22 protein-coding genes are annotated in these 21,944 nt (G+C 60.1%); 13 read left to right on the top strand and 9 right to left on the bottom strand.

Annotated elements, in window-relative coordinates:
• Positions 1 to 36: 36 nt before the first annotated feature.
• A complete protein-coding gene (locus VFF99_RS06160) occupies positions 37 to 1,464 on the bottom strand; it encodes a PLP-dependent aminotransferase family protein (RefSeq protein ID WP_325015991.1) in 1,428 nt (475 codons plus the stop codon).
• A 141-nt stretch (positions 1,465 to 1,605) separates the two neighbouring features.
• Here VFF99_RS06160 and VFF99_RS06155 point away from each other — a divergent pair, with 141 nt between their 5' ends.
• From VFF99_RS06155 to VFF99_RS06140, 4 genes are all read left to right on the top strand, one after another.
• Positions 1,606 to 2,052 (top strand): carboxymuconolactone decarboxylase family protein, encoded by a 447-nt coding sequence (locus VFF99_RS06155; protein ID WP_325015989.1) that lies wholly within the window; start codon positions 1,606 to 1,608, stop codon positions 2,050 to 2,052.
• 336 nt (positions 2,053 to 2,388) lie between these two features.
• Positions 2,389 to 3,618 carry a serine/threonine transporter SstT gene (sstT, locus tag VFF99_RS06150; RefSeq protein WP_325015986.1) on the top strand — a complete coding sequence of 410 codons (1,230 nt, stop codon included), beginning with the start codon at positions 2,389 to 2,391 and terminating at the stop codon, positions 3,616 to 3,618.
• Between the two features lie 3 nt (positions 3,619 to 3,621).
• Complete coding sequence (locus tag VFF99_RS06145; RefSeq protein WP_325015984.1) at positions 3,622 to 4,989, top strand: sodium-dependent transporter; 1,368 nt, start codon at positions 3,622 to 3,624, stop codon at positions 4,987 to 4,989.
• Positions 4,990 to 5,080: 91 nt separating this feature from the next.
• Positions 5,081 to 6,226, top strand: coding sequence for a branched-chain amino acid ABC transporter substrate-binding protein (locus VFF99_RS06140; protein ID WP_325015982.1), 1,146 nt, complete (start codon positions 5,081 to 5,083; stop codon positions 6,224 to 6,226).
• A gap of 121 nt (positions 6,227 to 6,347) precedes the next feature.
• On the opposite strand, the gene VFF99_RS06135 is transcribed toward VFF99_RS06140, so the two are convergent.
• Complete coding sequence (locus VFF99_RS06135; RefSeq protein WP_325015981.1) at positions 6,348 to 6,635, bottom strand: hypothetical protein; 288 nt, start codon at positions 6,633 to 6,635, stop codon at positions 6,348 to 6,350.
• Between the two features lie 172 nt (positions 6,636 to 6,807).
• Here VFF99_RS06135 and VFF99_RS06130 point away from each other — a divergent pair, with 172 nt between their 5' ends.
• From VFF99_RS06130 to VFF99_RS06105, 6 genes are all read left to right on the top strand, one after another.
• Positions 6,808 to 7,038, top strand: coding sequence for a hypothetical protein (locus tag VFF99_RS06130; RefSeq protein ID WP_325015979.1), 231 nt, complete (start codon positions 6,808 to 6,810; stop codon positions 7,036 to 7,038).
• A gap of 113 nt (positions 7,039 to 7,151) precedes the next feature.
• Positions 7,152 to 7,334, top strand: coding sequence for a TonB-dependent receptor plug domain-containing protein (locus tag VFF99_RS06125; RefSeq protein ID WP_325015977.1), 183 nt, complete (start codon positions 7,152 to 7,154; stop codon positions 7,332 to 7,334).
• Entirely contained in the window at positions 7,301 to 8,116 is an 816-nt protein-coding gene (locus VFF99_RS06120) for a TonB-dependent receptor domain-containing protein (RefSeq protein WP_325015994.1), read from the top strand. Before VFF99_RS06125 ends, VFF99_RS06120 begins: the two co-directional genes overlap by 34 nt.
• 220 nt (positions 8,117 to 8,336) lie before the next feature.
• Positions 8,337 to 9,743 carry a hypothetical protein gene (locus VFF99_RS06115; RefSeq protein ID WP_325015975.1) on the top strand — a complete coding sequence of 469 codons (1,407 nt, stop codon included), beginning with the start codon at positions 8,337 to 8,339 and terminating at the stop codon, positions 9,741 to 9,743.
• 220 nt (positions 9,744 to 9,963) lie between these two features.
• Positions 9,964 to 11,577 (top strand): methyl-accepting chemotaxis protein, encoded by a 1,614-nt coding sequence (locus tag VFF99_RS06110; protein WP_325015973.1) that lies wholly within the window; start codon positions 9,964 to 9,966, stop codon positions 11,575 to 11,577.
• A 35-nt stretch (positions 11,578 to 11,612) separates the two neighbouring features.
• Complete coding sequence (locus VFF99_RS06105; RefSeq protein WP_325015972.1) at positions 11,613 to 11,984, top strand: hypothetical protein; 372 nt, start codon at positions 11,613 to 11,615, stop codon at positions 11,982 to 11,984.
• A 16-nt stretch (positions 11,985 to 12,000) separates the two neighbouring features.
• On the opposite strand, the gene VFF99_RS06100 is transcribed toward VFF99_RS06105, so the two are convergent.
• From VFF99_RS06100 to VFF99_RS06075, 6 genes are all read right to left on the bottom strand, one after another.
• Entirely contained in the window at positions 12,001 to 12,924 is a 924-nt protein-coding gene (locus VFF99_RS06100) for a LysR family transcriptional regulator (protein WP_325015970.1), read from the bottom strand.
• 210 nt (positions 12,925 to 13,134) lie between these two features.
• Entirely contained in the window at positions 13,135 to 13,878 is a 744-nt protein-coding gene (locus VFF99_RS06095) for an EAL domain-containing protein (protein ID WP_325015968.1), read from the bottom strand.
• A gap of 162 nt (positions 13,879 to 14,040) precedes the next feature.
• On the bottom strand, positions 14,041 to 14,499 hold the full coding sequence (locus tag VFF99_RS06090; RefSeq protein WP_325015966.1) for a RidA family protein: 459 nt from the start codon (positions 14,497 to 14,499) through the stop codon (positions 14,041 to 14,043).
• 67 nt (positions 14,500 to 14,566) lie between these two features.
• Positions 14,567 to 16,030, bottom strand: coding sequence for an amidase (locus VFF99_RS06085; RefSeq protein WP_325015964.1), 1,464 nt, complete (start codon positions 16,028 to 16,030; stop codon positions 14,567 to 14,569).
• Between the two features lie 49 nt (positions 16,031 to 16,079).
• The gene (locus tag VFF99_RS06080; RefSeq protein WP_325015963.1) at positions 16,080 to 17,438 is read right to left on the bottom strand and encodes an MFS transporter; all 1,359 of its coding nucleotides are present in this window, start codon (positions 17,436 to 17,438) and stop codon (positions 16,080 to 16,082) included.
• A gap of 61 nt (positions 17,439 to 17,499) precedes the next feature.
• Complete coding sequence (locus VFF99_RS06075) at positions 17,500 to 18,768, bottom strand: M20 family metallo-hydrolase (protein ID WP_325015961.1); 1,269 nt, start codon at positions 18,766 to 18,768, stop codon at positions 17,500 to 17,502.
• A 194-nt stretch (positions 18,769 to 18,962) separates the two neighbouring features.
• On the opposite strand from VFF99_RS06075, the gene VFF99_RS06070 reads away from it, so the two are divergent.
• Entirely contained in the window at positions 18,963 to 19,535 is a 573-nt protein-coding gene (locus VFF99_RS06070) for a cupin domain-containing protein (protein WP_325015960.1), read from the top strand.
• A 6-nt stretch (positions 19,536 to 19,541) separates the two neighbouring features.
• On the opposite strand, the gene VFF99_RS06065 is transcribed toward VFF99_RS06070, so the two are convergent.
• Positions 19,542 to 20,456, bottom strand: coding sequence for a LysR family transcriptional regulator (locus VFF99_RS06065; protein ID WP_325015958.1), 915 nt, complete (start codon positions 20,454 to 20,456; stop codon positions 19,542 to 19,544).
• Positions 20,457 to 20,624: 168 nt separating this feature from the next.
• Between VFF99_RS06065 and VFF99_RS06060 the strand changes: the two genes are divergently transcribed.
• Together VFF99_RS06060 and VFF99_RS06055 are read left to right on the top strand one after the other, a co-directional pair.
• Positions 20,625 to 21,323, top strand: a complete 699-nt coding sequence (locus VFF99_RS06060; RefSeq protein WP_325015956.1) for a pirin family protein — start codon at positions 20,625 to 20,627, stop codon at positions 21,321 to 21,323.
• 23 nt (positions 21,324 to 21,346) lie between these two features.
• On the top strand, positions 21,347 to 21,814 hold the full coding sequence (locus VFF99_RS06055) for a hypothetical protein (RefSeq protein WP_325015955.1): 468 nt from the start codon (positions 21,347 to 21,349) through the stop codon (positions 21,812 to 21,814).
• Positions 21,815 to 21,944: the final 130 nt, after the last annotated feature.

The following is a 21,944-nucleotide window of genomic DNA, read 5'->3' as shown; positions in this document are numbered from 1 at the left end:
GACCCAAAGCGGACACTCTGCCCCAGCACGTTATGGCTACGCTTTTATGTGGGCTGCAATGACATCACTCAAACTTGCACATGCAGCGGCAATATTGTCAGCTCGAAGGTTCGTGATGCTAAGAATAAGTCCTTGTTTGGCATTCGTAGCATTGGAATACCAAGGTGACAGTGCGGAGGGAGCTAATCCTTGCTCTCTTGCTGCAGAGACAAGCATTACATCATTGGCGGTCTCGGGAAGAAACGCGACCAAACCGAGGCCTGATCCTTCAATCATAGGGAATGTCTTGCGTAGGCAGGTCATTGCATGTGCCCTGCGATCGTAATACAAGTCTTTCATTTGTCGCAGATGACGTAAGAAATGACCATCTGCTAGAAACTCAGCGATTGCTAATTGGGTAGTTCTATTTGGAGCCGGCAACATCACGGCAGTAATTGCGACAAATTTCTCGGTGAGCGATTTCGGTGCGACCACAAATCCGAGACCAAGCGACGGGCTCATCGTCTTACTAAACGTACCAATATGGATGACACGTTCAGCACCATCACCTGATGCAAGGGCGGGTGTCGCGTGACCATCAAGTTGCAACTCACCGAGGTAGTCGTCCTCGACGATCCATGCGTTCTGTGCCGTAGCCCAACGGAGCAAGTCTCGCCGTCGTTTAGAAGACAGAGTAGCCCCTAGCGGAGCCTGCTGCCCCGGCGTAACCAGTGCGATTAGGGCATCAGGAGCGCGAACTATCCCCTCCTCGACACAAAGCCCTTCCGCATCAACCGCGATGGGTTCAACCGTTAAACCTGCCAGCTCCAACGCTAGCCTCCCCAACGGGTACCCTGGCTCTTCCAACCAAGCTCTGTGGCCACTTGCCTGAAGCGCCATCAACGTGAGCATCAAGCCCTGCCGATAACCACTTGTGACTATGATTTGATCTGGATGGCATTGAATCTGCCTGCTTACAGCCAAATGACTTGCTATTTGTGCTCGGAGCCCAGGTTCGCCACGAGGGTCTGCATAGGTGGTGTACGAAAGCGCATCGGCACGTACTGCACGTGCCCTCATGCGTTCCCATATCTTAGATGGGAAGGCATCATTTGCTGGAACGCCCACTTGAAAAGGAAGCGGAGCACTTGAGTAAGGTCGCGTAAAGACAGCCAAGGGGCGATCCAAAATCTCCTCATGTTCGGATGGCATAGGAGGGAGTTTGGAACTAACCCAAGTACCCGCAGACCCGGCCCCATAAATCAGGCCTTCAGCAGCCAGTCGATCATAGGCGACGCGAATCGTGCCGCGAGCAACGCCAAGCTGTGCAGCCAGGGCTCTACCTGAGGGTAATCGACTTCCGGCCTGGAGTATTCCTTCATGTATCGAGCTACGGAGGCTTGCATAGATCTGGTCTCCGATTGACGCTGATTGGTTCCGCTCAACCTGAATCGAAACTGATGGAGATTTTTTTGGATCAGTCATTACACTGTTTTTTGGGTCTTTTTTTTCAGGCTACCCGATAGTAACGTTAGCCATCGCATTCGTCGCCCGGAATTCGGACGACTGACGAGCGAGCTTAGGGCAGGTCGTATATTGCCTTTTTAGACCATAGGAATGAAAGAAATGAGCCGATTAAACTGGTACGAAGTTGCTCCGGATGCCGCAAAAGCGCTGATGGGCGTGCATCACTACATTACCAAAAAAACCAACTTGTCAGAGCAACTGATTCATCTTGTGTTTCTCCGCGTATCACAGATCAACGGCTGCGCCCATTGCATCGATATACATAGTCGCGATCTCAGGAAGACAATGTCCATCGAAAAGGTTACGTTGGTGCCTGTTTGGCACGAGGTGCCTCATTTATTTTCTGATCAAGAATGTGCTGCCCTGGCATGGGCCGAAGAGGTAACACTAGTTAGCGAAACGCATGCCTCCGACGCGGCGTATGCAGCAGCATCTGCAACTTTTGGAAACAAAGATCTGGTTGACCTCACGATTGCTATCGCCGCCATGAACGCCTTCAACCGACTTGGCGCTCCGTTCCGTCTGCCCGTGGCGGTCGAGGCTTAAATTTCGACAGACGGTGAACGCGATAGGGCCGATCGCAACGCAGCGTATGAGTCCGTACAAGATCGCGCCCCCGGAAGCGCTGGCTCCGCGCCGCCTGTTGTTTTCCTGCTTTCCATGAGTCACATCAAGTAGACGTTCGGGCAACGCATGGTAAAGTCACGCGCGATCCTTGACCGAGGACAAAAGCCTGCATCGGCCCGGCAATCCCGGCGCCCTGCCAACTCTTATCAAGTTTGTCACTGCAAGATTCACTAAATTCTCCACGCGTTCATGCTCCAGCCGGCCTATCCGCCGGCCGTTGCCGCTTTTTCATTTCCTGTCAACGAAATCACGCCCATGACACCCACCCTCACCGCACCTGTATTCGGCCTGCTCAACCGCACAAGCCTCGTCGCACAGATCCTGATCGGCCTGATTGCCGGCATCGTGCTCGCGCAATTGTCCCCCGCCGCCGCGCAGTCCGCGGGCTTTCTTGGAAATGTGTTCATCTCCGCCCTCAAGGCGGTTGCCCCTGTACTGGTGTTCGTCCTCGTCACCGCATCGATTGCCAATCATGAACCCGGCCAGCAGACCCATCTGCGCCCCATCCTGATGCTGTACCTCGTCGGCACGTTCTCGGCCGCCGTCGTCGCGGTGGTGGCCAGTTTCGTGTTCCCGTCCACGCTGGTGCTGACCGCAGCCGACAAGGCCGCCTCCGCGCCGGGAAGCATCGTGGAGGTGCTGCGCTCGCTGCTGACCTCGGCGGTGGATAATCCGGTCAACGCGCTCATGAAGGGCAATTTCATCGGCATCCTGGTGTGGGCCGTCGGGCTGGGCATCACGATCCGTCATGCCAGCAATACCACGCGCGTCGTCTTCAATGACCTGTCCGAAGGCGTCTCGCTGATCGTGAAGGCGGTCATCCGGTTTGCGCCGCTGGGCATTTTCGGTCTCGTCGGCGCCACCTTCGCCGAAGCGGGCCTTGGTGCGCTGGTGGGTTACGCGCACCTGCTGGCGGTGCTGATCGGCTGCATGCTGTTCATCGCGCTGGTTGTCAACCCGGCTATCGTGTGGTGGAAGATCCGCCGTAATCCCTACCCTCTGACACTGACCTGCCTGCGCGAGAGCGGCATCACGGCGTTCTTCACCCGCAGCTCGGCCGCCAACATTCCGGTGAATCTGGAGCTGAGCAAGCGCCTCGGCCTGCATGAAGATACCTATTCGGTCTCCATTCCCCTGGGCGCGACGATCAACATGGCGGGTGCCGCCATCACCATCACCGTCCTGACACTCGCGGCGGTGAATACGCTGGGTATCACCGTCGACATCCCGACCGCGATCCTGCTCAGCGTCGTCGCATCGATCTGTGCATGCGGTGCATCCGGCGTGGCGGGCGGTTCGCTGCTGCTCATTCCGCTCGCGTGCAGCCTGTTCGGCATCTCCAATGATGTCGCGATGCAGGTGGTGGCGGTCGGCTTCATCATCGGGGTGGTGCAGGACTCCGCCGAAACGGCGCTCAACTCCTCCAGCGACGTGCTGTTTACTGCCGCTGCCTGTATCGCACAGGAAGAAACGGCAAGGAAGTAAGCGATGACGCAGGATCAGCAACACACCAAGCGCGATGGTTTCAGCTCTGCCTTCGGCGTTCTCGCGGCCACGCTCGGCTCGGCAGTCGGGCTCGGCAACATCTGGAAGTTCCCGTATCTCACCGGGGCCAACGGCGGGGCGAGCTTCCTGCTGGTGTACCTGATGGCGACGCTGCTGGTGGCGCTGCCGGTGATGATTGCGGAGATCACGCTGGGCAGGAAGGCGAGGGCGAATCCGATCACCACACTGATCGCCCTGGCCCCTTCACATCAGCCCTGGTGGCTGATCGGCGCTGCCGGGATGATGGCCTCGTTTCTGATCCTGTCTTTCTATTCCGAAGTGGTTGCCTGGGTGTTTGCCTATGTGGTGAAAGCGCTGTCCGGCTCGGTGCTCAGCAGCGACCGCGCCGTCACCGAGGCCGCCTTCCATTCGCTGATCGCCGATCCGGTGCAATCGCTGGTGTGGCAGTGGGTTGTGCTGGCAAGCATGGGCGGGATCCTGCTGCTTGGCGTATCCAAAGGCATCGAGGCACTGACGAAAAAACTCATGCCCCTTCTCTTCCTGCTGCTGGTGCTGCTGTGTGCAGTGAGCCTGTCGCTCGAGAAAGCAGGAGAAGGGCTCGCATTCCTGTTCAACCCCGATTTTGGCAAGCTGACCGGCGCCGCCGTGCTGACCGCACTGGGACTGGCGTTCTTCAAGCTGTCCATCGGCATGGGCACGATGATGACCTACGGTAGCTATTTCCGGGAGGACCAGAACATCCCCTCCACCGCCGTGCGCGTAATGGCAGCTGACCTTTGCGTGTCGCTGCTGGCCGGCATCGCGATCTTTCCCGCCGTCTTCACCTTCGGCTTTGAACCTGCCGCAGGCCCGGCGCTGGTGTTCATCACCATTCCCGCGGTGTTCTCGCAGATTCCGATGGGACAGGCCCTGATGGTGGTGTTCTTCGTACTCACCGCCATCGCGGCCACCGGCGCGACCCTGTCCTTAATGGAAGTGCCGGTGCTGATCCTCCAGGAATGCTTCTTCCTGCCGCGTCGCCGTGCCCTCGCCCTGACGCTTGCCATGCTTGCGCTGACCGGTTCGCTGTGCGCGTTGACCAACAGTACGCTGTCTGGATTCACGATCTTCGGCCTGAACCTGTTTGACCTGTTCGACTTCGTTTCGTCGAACCTGATCCTGCCCGCGGGCGGCATTTTCATCGCCCTCTTCGTCGGCCGGGTGTGGGGCTTCGGGCACTTCCGCCAGGCATTGTCGAACGAAGGGCAGCTGCGCAACGAGACGATGGCGCGCGTGCTGTTCTTCCTCCTGCGTTATGTGTCGCCGCTGCTGATTTTCCTCGTGATGCTCAAAGGCCTGGGCGCGTTCTGAACTGTGCCGTCCGGGTATTGCAGTTGAGGCGGGCTGCGAGGAACGTCCGCTTCTTTGATCTCTTACATTGTTTTCATTCTTGGAGTACCTCATGCAGTTCAGTAGCAAAATGCTTTCATTGGTCGCGGCGATTTCGTTTGCTTTCGCAAGTGCCGCATCAGCACAGGAACAAGTGGTTAGAATCGGTCACGTGAGTGCAACCTCCGGGCCGATCGCCCATCTGGGCAAGGACATGGAAAACGGTGCGCGCATGGCGATCGACGAGCTCAACGCCAAGGGTGTGACCATCGGTGGCAAGAAGGCGAAGTTCGAGCTGCTGGCTGAAGATGATGCTGGCGATCCGCGCCAGGGTACCGCTGCTGCTCAGAAATTGGTTGATGCCAAGGTCAACGGTGTAATTGGCCATCAGAACTCCGGCACCAGCATCCCGGCCTCGAAGATTTATCACGACGCCGGCATCCCGCAGATTTCGCAAGCGGCGACGAATCCGAAGTACACCCAACAAGGCTTCAAGACCGCCTTCCGCGTGGTCGCCAATGACGGCCAGCTCGGCGGCACCCTGGGCCGTTATGCGGCGGAGAAGCTGGGCGCGAAAAAAGTGGCGGTCATCGATGACCGTACCGCGTACGGCCAGGGCGTCGCACAGGAGTTCATCAAGGGCGTGAACGCCAAGGGCGTGGAAGTCGTGTCGCAACAGTACACACACGACAAGGCGACCGATTTCAACGCCATCCTGACGACCATCAAGTCCAAGAAACCGGATGTGGTGTTCTACGGTGGCATGGATGCGGTAGCCGGGCCGATGCTGCGACAGATGAAGGCGCTGGGCATCAACGCGAAGTTCATGGGCGGCGACGGTATCTGCTCGGAAGCGCTGGCACGGCTGGCCGGCGACGCCACGGGCGATGGCCAGGTGGTTTGTGCTGAAGCGGGCGGCGTGGAAGAAGCACAAAAGAAAGGCATGGATGACTTCCGTGCGGCATTCAAGAAAAAGTTTGGTGCCGAGGTGCAGCAATACTCGCCGTATGCGTATGACGCGGTCATGCTGATGGTCGAAGCGATGAAGAAAGCGGACTCGGCCGAACCAGCCAAGTACCTGCCGGAGCTGGCGAAGATCAACTACAAGGGTGTGTCCGGCAATATCGCCTTTGACAGCAAGGGCGACATCAAGGAGGGCACGCTGACCCTGTACACCTACAAGGGCGGCAAGCGCGTGCAGATGAGCGTGGTGCGTTGAAACAAGCGCCGCCCCGACGAACTCGACCCACATACCGATGCCGGGCAAAGAGTCGGCATCGTCGGGGGAATGACGACTGCGCCTTGTGTCTTGTGCCACGGCACCGGAACGCGAACGCTGGTCATGTTTCGAGGTAAGGAAGCGCTACTGCTAGCGCTTCTTCCGGTTCATGCATCTTCTGGTCAAAACGGCCCTTTCTCATCCGCGCAGGCCGCATTTTGATGACTGTCCGGCAACTGAAGAGTAATAACATGGCCACGAGCGCGTAAAAATGCGCAGGCCAGAAAGGAACCGTTCTTTCCAGCACCATGAGGACTGCGACAACGAAGATTGCAACGAGTATGGCAACTGCCGCGTAAAGAAACGGTGAAGCAATATGCGGTCGGTTCTGGTGTAACACAACTTCCATTTCCGATACCTAACTAGATTTATACGTCACGGTTTGACTGATAAACCAGGACAGTGATTGATAAACCCGGACACCCGGCCCCCGAAACCCGCATCACTCCTCGGTTTTTCGATAGCAGCCGTTTTATGCGTCAAATAACAGCCCGTGAAATACGTCAGCTGTTACATCTGCCATGACCGGTTCGATGCCCGGCACTTCATGGTTTTCCAACTTCGACTATAGCGGCGTGGAAAGCGGAACCGAAGCGGTTTACAGCACATTGGTGAGTGATGTTACCGGCCAACGACAGGTATTGTCAGAAGTTCTTTCAAGAATGAAAAGACAGTTTGTTCCTCAGTCCGTCACGGTGCAAAACGAACAATTACGCGGCAAGTGTCAGGGACCGGTATTGGCCGGATGCTGACATCTTGTAATTTTTTATCAATGTCTTCTTGTTTGCCGAAAGCTGCCGCTCGAGCGGCAGCGTGGCGCAGCAGCAAACGAACATCTGGGACGGCCGGCGTCACCCGCTCCCAATTGAACGGTTCGACTTATGACAATGTCGCCATTCGCGGTATCGTGGTCGAGAACCGGGGCAACTATCGGCTCAACGGCAGCCTCCCGATCATCAACCTGATCGACGTCCCCCTGGAGAACAAGGAGCGGGTCGAAGTGCTCAAGGGCGCATTCTCCCTCTACTACGGCTTCGTGCCCCCGTAGGGCAGCGTCAATCTCGTCACCAAGCGCGCGGGCAAGGAGCCGGTCACCAGTCTCGGGATCACGGCGAACGAGCACGGCGGCGCGGCAGTGCATGCGGACATCGGCCGCCGCTTCGGCGAACAGGAACCGTTCGGCGCGCGCATCAATCTTGTCCGGCCATCAAGGATCGCGGCTGGTACCTGTCCGACCGCATTTCCTTCGGCGAGCAGTGGAAGTTGATGGCAGGCGTGCGCAGCAGCGACTACACGAGCACCAGCGGCACTGCCCGCTACACCGCCGACGAGGTCAATCCCGCCCTCGCCCTGATGTACAAGCCCGCCCGCAATATCTCCAGCTACGGCAGCTATATCGAAGGCGTCGAGGAAAGCGGCCAGGCTGGCTCGAACCGTGCGAATGCCGGCGAGCTACTGCCGCCCGCGGTCGCCAAGCAGAAGGAAATCGGCTTCAAGGCCGAAGTCGCCCAGGGCGTGCTGCTGCAGACCGCCTACTTCGACATCAAGCGCCCGTCGACCACGACGGACGCGGCAAACCGCTTCGTGCTTAACGGGCTGGCGCAGTACAAGGGCGTGGAACTCACCGCGTCCGGCGAAGCGACGAAGCCACTGGCACTGATCGGCTCGCTGCTATTCCTCGACGCCGAGCAACTGAACGCCGCCAACGCTATCACCGTCGGCCGCACGCCGGAAAACACGCCGCGCCGTACCGCCAGCCTGTTAGATCAAGGACTTTTTTATGTACGTGTTTGCGGAAGTGTGAGCGGGGGCAGTTCGAGGTGGTCCTGAGCCCGGTGCGGTGTTCGAGGTGGGAAACGAACAATATCGCTTAAAACGGTGATGAGCGAACAGTTTTCCTTTGCATTTGCTAAAGTAAGTTTAGACTCTGAAAAAGGACTTCTTCCTTTAAAATCAGCGAGTTATTTCTCGGCTGGGCCGCACATTTTTATGTGTATGCCCGCGTTAAAATCTTCCATCGAGCAACGGTCATCCAACAGGGAGAAAAACAATGATGTTACGACGCGCTCAGCTTCTGACCGCAGTACGGCGCTTGTCCACCGTCGCCGCACTGGCGTTTGCCCTCTCTCCGTCCGCATGGGCATGGAGCAACCATGCCCTGGGGACGTGGCAGGCACTTGCTCCGTTGTCGGAGGTGGCGCAGGCGGCACCGGTCCGCGTCGAAAGCCTGGAAGCGTTTCTTGCCGCAGAGGGGCCTGCGCTGGAAGGCCTCCTCGAAGCGGAAGAATCCTGGGCCCGGGCGAACGTTCCGCACTATCCGGCTCGGCCGGATGCGTTGCGCTTCAAAGCCGGCGGCAGCGGATCGGAGTTGCGCCGGCGCTTCTTGTCGGCGCTGCGGATCAACCCGTCCGCGCGGTTGACGCTGTTCATGCAGGCCCGCCCCGGCGCCGAGATTTCCCCTGCTGCGGCCATGCCGCGCGCCGAGGTAACTACGGTCGGTCAGCGCGACGACCACAACAAGGCAGCCTTCCTTCGTCTGCGCGAGGGCGACGTGGTGCAGGCGCTGGATGTGCTGGCGACTGCCTCGGACGAGCCGGATTTCGGGCTGGACCTCGGCATTTGGGAAGACAACGGCACGGACTACGGCAAGCAGTACGGATTCGGCAAGCAACCCTTCGGCAATCCGGCGCTGGAGTTTTCCAGCCAGGCGCCGATGCACATGGGGTTCTTCCATGAGCAATGGATTCTGTACAAGGCGGCGCCCTTCTTGCTTCGAACTTATCCGGAGTACCGTATCCACCTCTATCAGACCCTTGCGCAACACGCCCTTCGCACGGGCCACGATTACTGGGGCTGGCGCTTCGCGGGCTGGGCCCTGCATTACATCCAGGATCTGACGCAACCGTATCACGCGCGTGTCGTGCCCGGCCTCGGCACGCCTTCTCTGTTGTGGATCAATTCCCTCGCCATGATCGGATTCCCGACGCGGAAGGAACATGCGATCTCGCTCGTGTCGAACCGCCACCAGGCGCTTGAGAATTACCAGTTCAGGAGAATGCGGGAAGCCTATTTGAATAAGAATGACGACGACGCACTGCTGCGCGCCGCCCGCAATGTTGCCGGCGATAGTGCCTACCCGCGCTATACCGCCACGGTGGTGCGGCAATCCATCACGAGGCAGTCGCACGCTGCGGCGGATGCGACGGATGCCGCCCTGGAGCGTGGCGTTCCGGCGAAATACATCTCGGATCCGGATTATGTGATGTCTGCCTCCGGCGAGGATGTGGACCTGCACGCCTTGGTATCAGCGGGCGCACCGGCGGCGCGCGAGGAGATGAACTCGCTGGTGACCGCTCTGATGATGAATTTCGGCACCCATTCGCGGCTGTTCATCCGTGCCGTCGCCGACGGCGCGCGGCCAGCGGGCAGCGTCAGTCAAAGCGCGGCGTCTCGCTGAGATTTGTCGCCGGTACCTGTGCAGGTGCCGAACCGCACTGAGATGAATGCATCCCCGCCCGGGGATGCGGACTTGTTGCGGAATCAGGAACATAGAGTTGCCTGAATGGGGTTAGCAATCTCCGCGAGTTTCCCATGGCCGTGGGCTACTATCGTTGCAACCGGGGCGCCGGTGGATGAGACCACAGCGCGCGCCCAGGCGGTACAACAAAACCCATCACATGAAACCTGCACTGACTTTAAAGAAAATCCTGCTCGGCTTTCTGGCGTTCACGGCTATCTTGTCCTGCCTGACGCTTCTCGGCATGTTCCGTATTTCGGAAGCGCAAGACGAAGCCACAGAGGCAAACCAATCACGCTATTTGTCCTATCGTCTCGCCGACGAGCTGCGCCAAAGTTCGGATGACCTGACGCGCCTCGCCCGTACCTACGTGGTGACGGGCGATGCCGCCTATGAACAGCAATACTTCGATGTGCTGGACGTGCGCAATGGGTTGAAGCCGCGCGAGGACGGCAAAACGATCTCGCTACAGGCGCTGATGAAGCAGGCAGGATTTTCCGATCGCGAGTTCGCCAAGCTGAAAGAGTCCGAGGATGCCTCGAACGGCCTGGTGAAGGCGGAAACCATCGCGATGAATGCAGTGAAAGGTTTGTTTGCAGACGAGAACGGAAAGTTCACGAAGAAAGGCGAACCCGATCTGCAGCTGGCGCGCGACCTCGTGCACAACAGCGAGTATCACAAGAACAAAGCGATGATCATGAAGCCGGTCGATGAATTTCTCGCCTTGCTTGAGATGCGTACCGGCGATGCCGTGAAACAAGCGAACGAGAATTCGCGCCAAGCTTATGTCATCGCGGTGTCCCTGCTGTGCTTTTCCCTGCTTGCCTCCGCCGCTGCGCTGTTCATGATCTACCGCCTGATCAGAAACGAGCTGGAGAAGGGAATCAGTGCCGCGCAGAAGCTTGCTTCCGGAGACTTGAACATCGCGCTGGACGTCAATCGCGACGATGAAATCGGCCGGCTGCTGAAAGCGGTGAAGAGCATCAGCACAGGTCTGACCGGTATCGTGCGCGAGGTCCGCCAGGGCGTCGAAACGATCGCTACTGCATCGCGCCAGCTGGCAACCGGAAACCAGGACCTGTCTTCCCGAACCGAACGGCAGGCCGTTTCGCTGGAAGAAACGGCATCCTCGATGGAGGAGCTGACGTCGACCGTGAAGCAGAATGCCGAGAATGCGCGCCAGGCGAATCAACTGGCGCTGTCCGCATCGGAAGTGGCGAGCAAAGGCGGTATCGTCGTCTCGCAAGTGGTCGATACCATGGGTTCGATCAATGAATCGGCCAGGAAGATTGTCGACATTATCAGTGTGATCGACGGCATCGCGTTCCAAACCAACATCCTGGCACTGAACGCCGCGGTCGAGGCGGCCCGGGCCGGTGAACAGGGCCGCGGCTTTGCCGTGGTCGCCGCCGAAGTGCGCACGCTTGCGCAGCGCTCGGCAGGCGCCGCCAAGGAAATCAAGGAATTGATCGATGACTCGGTCGAGAAAGCCGACACCGGAGCGAAACTGGTCAGCCAGGCCGGCGTCACCATGGAGGAGATCGTACTGAGCATCAGACGCGTCACCGACATCATGGGGGATATCACCAGCGCGAGCCGGGAGCAAACCGTCGGCATCGAGCAGATCAACCAGGCGATCTCGCAAATGGATCACGTCACCCAACAAAATGCGTCGCTGGTCGAGGAGGCGGCGGCAGCGGCGGAAGCCCTGCAGGAGCAGGCCGGCAATCTGGAGAAAGCCGCCAGCGTGTTCAAACTGGGCGCGAGGCAGTAGCCGAAAAAAATCAATCCGCACGAAAGGGAAAGCCAATGACGACGATTAATCCCCTGTCCACGCTGCTCGGCAAGGCATTCGATAAACTGGATCGGGACAAGGACGGCAATCTGAACAGGTCGGAGTTCAACCTGCTCTACGAGGTTCTGAAGCCCGGGGTCCCGCATGACGAAGACAACAAGCCCCTGGTGACTTCAAGCGATTATTTCAGGCGCATGGATGCCAATAATGATGGCGTCGTGAAAAAGTCCGAGGTGCTCACTTGCGGCGTACTCTTGCCGGCTGAACTGAGCAGCGATGGCTCGCTGGAGGCCATGCTGAAATACCTCCAGGAGCAGACATCCGAAACAGCGGCGCAAGCGGCGGCCTTGCTGCAGGCTGAAGAGGAGCCGAAGAAGCCCGCTTAGACTCCGTGCGGGCGCATTACTGCGCCCCGGCCAGGCGTGCAGGCAGGGCGTCCACCAGAAAGTCAATGAAGGCCCGCACCTTGGGGGCAACGTGCCGTGTCATCGGATACATGGCATAGATTCCGGCGGGGACCGGTTTTTCATGCTGCAGCACGGCGACAAGCCTTCCTTCCCGGATATCCTTCGCAACGAAGTATGCCGGGAGGATAGCGAGACCGAGACCCGCGATCGCAGCCTCCCGTATCGCCGCGCCATTGTTTGATGCGATGCGGCTCCGCATGCGCGCCCGGATCGGCTCCGCGATGCCGTCATGCCCCGAACTGTTCTCGAACTGCCACAACTGGCTTGCGTGCACATAGGTGTAGTCGATGCTCTCGTGCGCCGAGAGCCCGGCAATGGAATCCGGGACGCCGTGTTTCTTCGCGTACTCCGGGCTGCAGCAGACCACGCGTTCGCAAATGCCCAGCTTTCGCGCCCGCAATGAGGAATCGCCGGGCATTCCGACGCGAACGGCCACGTCGTACGGCGACTTAGTGAGATCGACCCGCTTGTTGTCGAGATCGAGCGTAACGTGGAGCCGGGGATGCAAGCGTCCGAACTCGGCGACGATCCGGCTCAGGAACATGATGCCGAACATGACGGGTGCGGTCACGCGCAGATGGCCGACCAGCGTATCCTTGTCTGTCGTCGTCGCTTCCACCGCCTTCTGAATTTCCAGGACGAGCGGATGCATCTGCTGGTGCAGTTCAAGCGCCAATTCCGTCGGCCTCATGAGACGGCGGGATCGATGGAACAGCTCGATCTTGAGTGCGGATTCCAGCTTCTGGATGCGCCGGCTGATGACGGACTTGGATACGTTCAACTGTGCCGCGGCGGCAGTGAGCGTACCGGTCTCCATGACCCGAAGGAAAGCTACCAGTTCTTCAAATTGCCACTTCATGAGTCAGGCCGGATACTGCGTTGAAAGCAAGGGACAGGTTTTCGCGGTAATGCGGTGTGCCTGAGGTCGCAAATAAAGGAGGTCATTCCTGCGAAAGCAGGAATCCAGTGACGTTGAACGACGCACGCAAGACGCTGGATCCCGGCTTTCGTCGGGATGACGGTGGTGGGATCGATCGTGAGTGAACGGTATTACAGGCATTCGCCGGGCCTACGCCGCTCTGATCGACGCCGCCGGCGACGCAGACGGGCGGCCGATGAAGTAGCCTTGGCCGTATGGAAGGCCAAGGCGGCGAACGGCGTCGTATTCCGCTTCGCTTTCGATTCCTTCCGCAATCACCTTCGTTCCGAAGGTCGCAGCAATCTTCTGTACGGAGCGGAGAAATTCCAGCCGCTTGTCATCCTTGTCGGCGCCACGGACAAAAGCCATGTCGACTTTCACGTATTCCGGTGCGAGCTCGAGCCACAACCGGAGAGACGAGTACCCGGCGCCGAGATCGTCGATCCCGATGGCGAACCCGCGCAGCCGGCACAGGGATACGACCCGGCGGGCACGGCGATAGCAGGAGACGGTTTGGTCTTCGGTCAGCTCGATGACGATGCGGCGCGGGTCCATGCCCAGGGCGGAGAGATAGGCAGGTGTTCTGCTTCCATGTTCATCCTTTGCGCAGAGCGCTGGCAGGCTCAGGTTAAGAAAGAGCATGCCGGGAAGGCCGAGGGACTGAAAACGTTCCCACAGGATACGTACGCATAGCCGCTCCAGCTCCCCTCCCCTCCCTGCTTGCCGGGCTGCGCCAAGCAGGGAGAGGGGCGATTCGAGAGCAGTGCCCTTCGGCCCGCGGATCAATCCCTCGTGTCCGAAAATGTGCCCCGTCCGCAGATCCACAATGGGTTGGAACTCGGCCAGCAAGTCGTGCGTCGAAAGTATCTCGTGAATATCTTGAAGCATCTGCATCAGGTCTCCGATGTTGTGCTGCTACCTGCCCACATGGCGTAAAGTCGATTTGCGAAAGGTCTGCATCGTACTCCGGGCGGACAGTGCGGAGAACCATCCAAGGTTGCACCCGTAGAAACAGTGAGTTCCGGGCTGTGATACCCCGTGCCGTCATCGCGGCTATCAGTCCACTTCCGCCACCAGTTCGATTTCAAGGCACGTGCCCAAGGGAAGCTGGGCCACGCCAAACGCCGAACGGGCATGTTTGCCCTGCGTGCCGAACACCTGGGCAAACAGGTCGGAGGCGCCGTTGGTTACGAGATGCTGTTCCGTGAAGCTGGCGGCGGAATTGACCATGCTTGTCAGCTTGACGATGCGGCGCACGCGATTCAGGTCCCCGCCGCAGGCCGCTTCAAGCGTTGCGATCAGGTCGATGCCGACGGCGCGGGCAGCGAGCGCGCCTTCTTCGGTCTCCATGTCGCCGCCGAGCCGGCCGGTCCATGGCTTACCCTCCTTTTTCGCGATATGGCCGGACAGGAAGACGGTGTTGCCCGTCTGCGCATGCATCACATAGGACGCGGCGGGCGCTGCCGTGGCTGGCAGGGCGATGTTGAGTTCCTGAAGGCGGGTATAGATGGACATGCAGTGCTCCAATGGAGTTTCGGGAAAAGGCGATATCTGCGCGCGAGGGACTGCGCCGGTCAAAGACTTAGCTCTTGCAATCGTTCCCTGCCCATACCGGGGGATGCCGGCCACCCCACGGCAGGGAAGCTTCCAGTTGGGCGGCAAGGCGGAAGAGGATGTCCTCTCTTCCGAATCCCGCCGCGAATTGCGTGCCGATCGGCAGACCTGTTTCGGCGTCGAAGGACAAGGGAACCGACATGGCGGGCAGACCGGCCACGTTCGCCCAGGCAGTGAATGGCGACTGGCGCAGCACATGGCCGATCCATCCATACCCATCCATGGCTTGCTCGTCCTTGTTGTACTCGCCCAGGCGCGGAGGAAGGTCGGGCAGCGTCGGCGTCAGTAAGATATCGTAGTGCTGGAAAAAGCCGCCCAGGGCCCGGGTGACCGCGTTCCTGACCTGCAGCGCGCCCAGGAGATCGGTGGCGCTCACCCGGCGTCCGTACTCGTAGACCGCGAACGTTGCCGGCTCCAGGATATCGGCGGTGACCGGCCGCCCGGTTGCCGATGAAAGCGCGTTGATCCTCATTGCGGCATTCGCCGTCCAGATCTGGGCGTTGGCGTGGACGAAACTGTCCCAGCTCGTGCCGAGGTCCGGCGACACTTCCTCAACATGGTGGCCAAGGGATTCGAGATGCCGGACAACGCCGGCAAAGGCTTGTGACACGACGGGCGCAGTCCGCACCGCTTCCAGCCAATGCACAGTGAAGCCGATCCTGAGCCTTCCCGGACATTGCCGGATTTCCGACAGATAGCTGTTGGCGGGCGGCGCGATGGTGTACGGCTCACCGATGCCGCCACCATTGACCGCATCGAGCAGCGCGGCGCTGTCGCGCACCGAGCGGCTCACTGCAAAGTTTATTCCGAGTCCGTTCCACACCTCGTCGACGGCCGGGCCGTTGGACACGCGCCCGCGTGTCGGCTTCATGCCGAACAGCCCGTTACAGGAAGCCGGAACGCGTATCGATCCACCGCCGTCCGTTGCGTGGGCAAGCGGAACGATGCCGGCGGCGACGGCGGCCGCCGCACCGCCGCTGGAGCCTCCGGCGCCGTGAACGAGGCGCCAGGGATTGCGGGTCGGCCCGCACAGGCGGCCCTCCGTGGTTGTACTCACCGCCAGTTCCGGCATCGTCGTCCGGCCCAGGGTCAGCAGGCCCGCCTTCCGGAACCGGCCCATCAGATTCGAGTCTTCCCGCGCAACGAGTCCTTCCGCCAGGCGGCTGCCCATTTCGCTTCGTCGCCCCTTCATGGCGACGCCCAGGTCCTTGATAAGGAAAGGTACGCCTGAAAGCGGCGAATCGTTTCCCTCCGCGGACGCTGCTGCGCCCTCTTCCGCCGGCCAGTATTCGGCCAGTGCGTTTATCCGCGGATTGACGGCCTCGATCGCGCGCAGCGCGGCGGACACCGCTTCCGCGGCGCTGACCTGCCCGCTCGCGATGAGATGGTGTAGCCCCACACCATCAAGGGACGCGTATTCGGCCAGTTTCATAGCGATGCGAGAGTGAAGCCCTGCGTGAGAAAAGGAATGCGGCGAGGCATCAGTCGGCTCCTTGCGTCCCTGCCGGCATCGCAGCATGCCCGGGGGCTGCGAAGTCTGCAGCCTGCTTCGGTTTCAGCCGCAGCAACAGAATAGTGGTTCCGGAGATGAACAACATCGCAGCCATGATGAGGAAGCCAAGATCCACGCTGCCCGTCAGGAACTTCGACCAGCCGATGATGCTCGGCCCCCAGAACCCGCCCGAGAGGCCGATCGTGTTGATGAGCGCAATCGCTCCCGCTCTCGCATCGCCCTGGATGTATTCCGGCGGAACGGCCCAGAACACGATGTTGGCCATCCACATCAATCCTGTTGCAAGCGTGAGCAGCAGAAGCGTGGCAATGAGGCTCTTGCCGATCCATACCCACGCGACGATGGACAGGAAGGCGACGAACACCGGCAACGCAATGTGATAACGCCTTTCGCCATGCCTGTCGGAGCTGCGGCCACCGTAAATAATGGCGAGCGCCGCAGCGATGGAAGGAATGGCCGCGTACCAGCCGAGCTGCTGCGTGCTGACCACGCCCTCCAGTTTGAGGATCGTTGGAAGCCAGAAACTGATCGCATAGATGGGCGCGATGATGCAGAGGTAGGTCAGTGCAAGGATATAGATTTTCGGATCCCTGATGACGGTACGGAAGGAGCCATGCCGCCCCGCGGACGCGTCCACTTCCCTGCTGAGTAATCGCTTTTCTTCGGGATTGAGCCAACTGGCGGCAGCCGGGCTGTCCGACAGGATGAAGAATGCGATCACGCCGAGCACGACACAAGGAGCGGCTTCGAGCAAGAACATCCATTGCCAGCCCGAGAGACCGTTCATGCCGTCGAACGTCGTCATTATCCAGGTCGACAGCGGGCTGCCCAGGATTCCACTGACAGGGCCGGCGAGCCAGACGAGCGAGATCGCGCCCGCCAGACGCTTCGGTCCGTACCAGCGCGACAGGTAAAACAGCACGCCCGGTGCAAAACCCGCTTCGAAGACGCCGAGCAGGAAACGCAACGCGTAGAAAACGGGAACGCTGTTCACGAACATCATGCACATCGAGGTGATTCCCCACAGCACCATGATCCGGCTGAAGGTGACGCGCGCGCCGATCTTCGGAAGCAACAGGTTGCTGGGCAGCTCGAATAGCACGTAGCCCACAAAGAAGATCCCCGCGCCGACGCCATAGGCCGCATCGGAAAGTGCCAGGTCATTTTGCATCTGCAGTTTCGCGAACCCGACATTGACCCGGTCGAGGTACGCGAACATGAACCCGATGAAAAGGAATGGCAGCAGGCGCCAATTGATCTTTCGATAGACGGACGACACTGACGATGCCGCCGCCCCGCTCTCTGTTACTGGATTTGTTGCTGACACGTTTGTCTCCTCGCGGGTGAGTTCCGTTGGCCGACGGCCAATTTTGGGTGGTCAGTGCGCATTAGTTTTTTTCTACTGACATGACGGCCAGCATGGCGTCGCAAAGGATTTGCGCGCCTGCAGCCAGGTCTTCGTCTCGCGCATGTTCGGCCTCGTTGTGGCTGATGCCCTTCTCGCATGGCACGAAAATCATCGCTGTCGGCGTGTGTCCCGCCATGTATTTGGCATCGTGCGTCGCGCCGGAAATCATGCGCATGGACTTGAGCTGCCGCCGCGCCGTTGCTTCCCGTACGACCGCGACGACCTTCTCGTCAAACTGCACCGGCGTCGACTGCAACAGCACTTTCGCGGAGACGCCGCAATTCTCGACTTGGCCCGAACACAACCGGAGGATCTTCGCCCCTGTCTGCGCCAGGTGCTCCGGATCAGGGTGCCTGAGGTCGATGAGGAAGGTCACTTTCCCGGGAACCGTACTGGATGCGCCCGGCGCCACCTCGAACTTCCCGACGGTAAATCGCAATACGTCAAGCGGATCGGCGATTTCGCTTCGGATCCGCGCGATCAGCGACATTGCCGCGACCAGCGCATCTTTCCTGTGCCGCAAAGGCGTGGTGCCGGCATGCGCTTCCGCGCCGCGCACTTCCACCTGGTAGGCATGCAGCCCTTGTATACCGCTCACGATACCAATGTCGCAATTTTCATCTTCAAGAATCGGGCCCTGCTCGATGTGCGCTTCTATATACGCGTACCCTCGCGCATCCAGGGGCCGCGCTGCAAGAGGGGGCAGTTCCGCCATCTGCATTGCGAGGGCCTCGCCGACGTTGACGCCGTTCCTGTCCAGTGTAGCCAGTGCCCGGTCAAGCGGAATGGCGCCCGCGGCAACGGCCGACCCCATCGTCGGCGGCGAGAATCGCGATCCCTCTTCGTTCATCCAGACCACCAGTTCCAGCGGCCGCTCGGTCGCAACGCCGAAGTCGTCCAGCGTTTCGAGCACTTCAAGACCTGCCAGCACGCCGAACACGCCATCGTAATTTCCACCTGTGGGCTGGGAATCGAGGTGCGATCCGGTCATGACGGGACTGAGTTCGGGGCGGATGCCTGGACGGCGAATATACAAATTGCCGATAGGGTCGACAGCGCTCGTGTAGCCCCTGCCGGCGGCCCATTCCAACAGGAGCCGGCGTCCGCTGGTGTCTTCGGCCGTCAGTGCCTGGCGATTGACACCGCCGTTGCCGGTTGCGCCGATTTGGGCCATCGCATGAAGGCGGGTCGAGAGCCTGGCAGCGTTGATCATCGGCACGTGCGTCTGTGTGGAATGGGCGGTTTTCACTTTGTCGAAGGGAATCTCGTTGATCGTGAATCGAGTGTGGCAGGCGAAATCGGTTTAGTCAAGTAACTTGACTAAAAAGACTCATGCTGTCATTGTCAGGGCAAGGCCAGGAATTTGCACGAGTGAAGGTTCCGGTTGATACTCACGCGTTGTGAATATTGCGGCCTTCACTCCTCCATATGGAAAACCAGGAAATGAATCAGGAAATCGTCATCGGTGCGCGGCTGAAACACGCCAGGCTCAATCGCAAACTGAGCTTGCGCCAGTTGTCCGAAAAAGTCGGATGCACGGAGAGCTTCCTGTCCAAGGTCGAAAACAGCAAGGTCCGGCCGTCCATCACCATGCTCCACAAGATCGCGGTGACCCTCGGGATCAGTGTCGCCAGGCTCTTTGCCGAAGAAGAGGCCAGTGCCGGTCCCGTCACTGTCATGCGAAACGGTCAGCGCCAGCTATTGCGTACCGAACACCTGCGGGCGGGCGACGGCATCTCTTTGGAGACATTGCTCCCGAACCATCTGTGCGCACTTCTGGAAGCGAATATCCACCACATTCCGGCCGGCACCTCGACCCAGGGTTTTCTTGAACACCAGGGAGAAGAGATGGGTTATGTGCTCCAGGGGGATCTGGAGCTGACGGTCGCCGATCAAACCATCCGGGTCGGCAAAGGCGACTCGTTCTTTTTCCTTTCGCACCTTCCGCACGGCTATCGCAACATCGGAAGCATCGAAGCGCAGGTCTTGTGGGTCAATACCCCGCAGAGCTTCTGACGCCTGTCAGCTGGGCATGTCCAGCAGCCTGGTCAGCGACGGATGCTTCTGCATGCGCTCCACCCACCACTTCAAGGCCTGCCCCTCTTCGCCGCTGCGCCAGGCCAGGTAGAAGGTTTCCGCCGGCTTGGCTTCCTCGACCTTCATTTCGACCAGGAGGCCTGCCTCGATGCCGTGGCGCGCCCACGGTTCAGGCAGGAAACCGAAGCCTGCTCCCGCCACCTGGAATTGATATTTGGTCCGCATGTCGGGCACCGTCAGCGCATCTTGTCCGAACAACAGGCCGACGGTGCGCACCGGCAGCCGCCGTGCCGAGTCGGCCACGGAAATGGCGCGATGCGCGTACAGGTCCGCCTTTGTCAGCACACGCTGCAAGCGCGCCAGCGGATGCGCCGGCGCGACCGTAAAGACGAACGAAATCTGGCCCAGCGGGAGTGCGGCATAGCCGCCCCCGGACGGCCCCTCGCCCGCAACGCCGACCAACAGGTCCACGCGACGGTCGAGCAGTGCCTCCCAGGTGCCGGACAGCGATTCCTGCACGATGCGCAGGCGCGTCTGATCGGCGCAGGCGTAGAACTCGGCAATGTCCTCACGCAGGGCGATCGGTGAAAACAGCGAATCCATGCCGATCACGAATTCCGTCTCCCAGCCCGACGACACACGCCGCACCCGGCATTCGAGATCGCTTGCGGCCTTGAGCAGGTGGCGCCCCTCCTTGAGCAGCTCGCGGCCGGCCGCGGTGAGGGCGACTCTCGGGCCGTTGCGCTCGAATAGCTGCACGCCCAGGTCTTCTTCCAGCTTGTTGACGGTGTAGGAGATGGTCGACGGTACGCGGTACAACTCTTTCCCCGCGCCGGCGAACGATCCGCGGCGGTCGATGGCGTCGATGATCTCCAGTGCATCCAGGCTGAGTTTAAGCATTCGAAAATTTCGATTATAAAGAGGTAAATTTTCCGTTTTTGTTTCCGGCAGTTCGTCCCCATAATACTTCACATGACAGCGCCCAAGGAGGAAGTTTGTAACAAGGCTCCCGGTGTCGCATCTCACCGCATTTTCAATATTTTCGAATGTACTTCAGGAGAATTGGTCATGTTGCAAATTCGCAAGGGTACTGAGCGTGGCGCCGTGGATTTCGGCTGGCTGCAATCGAACCACAGTTTTTCCTTCGGCCACTACTACGATCCCAACCACACCGGCTTCGGTCCGCTCATCGTCATCAACGACGACCGCGTCGAGGCCGGCGCGGGATTCGATACCCACGGCCACAGGAACATGGAAATCGTTTCCTATGTGCTGAGCGGATCGCTGGAGCACAAGGACAGCATGGGCAACGGCTCGGTGCTGCGCTACGGCGACGTGCAGCGCATGAGCGCCGGCACCGGGGTGCTGCACAGCGAATACAACCCGTCGCCCAGCGAGCCGGTGCACTTCCTGCAGATCTGGATCCAGCCCAATGTGCAGAACATCGCCCCGAGCTACGAGGAAAGGCATTTCGACGCGGCCTCGAAGACTGGCCGGCTGCGCCTGATCGTCTCGGCCGACGGCAGGCAGGGCTCGGTCATGGTGCACCAGGACACGTCGGTCTACGCGGCCATCCTCAACGGCGGCGACGAGGTGAAGGCCGAGCTTGCAGACGGACGCCGGGCCTATGTGCACGTGATCCGCGGCAGCATTGTCGCCAACGGCGTGAGGCTGGCGGGGGGCGATGCCCTGAAGGTCACCGGCGAAAGCCTGGTCACCCTGTCGCATGCCGATGCCGCAGAAATCCTGTTGTTCGATTTACCCTGATGTTGTGCTTTCCGGAGACCGGCATGAACACACTGCACCACCCCGTGGTCGACCACCCCGACGTCCGCAAGGCGCTCGTCAACCTGACCCGCTCGCTGCGGCGCCTGCACCAGGCCCTGGTGCAGACGGCACAGCGAGAATACGAAAAGAAATGGGGCACCGTCGATGCCGGTCAAATGCTTCAGCTGCTTACGCGCCATCCGGATTTCGCCTGGCTGCACGCCCTGAGCGAGATGATGGTCGACATCGACGAAATCCTGGATCTCGAACAGCCGGCTGCCCGCGATGCGCAGACGGCGTACGACGCAGTCGAGACGCTGCTGATCCTGAAGGAGGGCAACGGGTCCGATTTTTCGTCGCGCTACTTCGCGGCGCTCCACGCCGACCCGGCGGTCGTGATCGCGCATGTCGATGTCTTGCGGGCGCTGCAGGACGGGCCCCGTCGAAAGCAAGGCGGGGCGGGCGGGCGTGGCATCGGCCTGCTGCCGTAGCTGCCGCCGCTCGGCACCGTGCCGGCAAGCACCATCAAGATCCGGCGTCTCGAAAACATCTGGCTTCGGCCGGTTTCCGAGTTGGCGCGCCGCGCGGAACGCCTATACTGGTAGCGCGTGAACCGGAGGT

It is taken from the genome of Noviherbaspirillum sp., from assembly GCF_035654295.1.
Taxonomy (GTDB): Bacteria; Pseudomonadota; Gammaproteobacteria; order Burkholderiales; family Burkholderiaceae_D; genus Noviherbaspirillum.
Note: the sequence above shows the minus strand (reverse complement) of the source record. Positions and strands in the feature narration are given on the sequence as shown.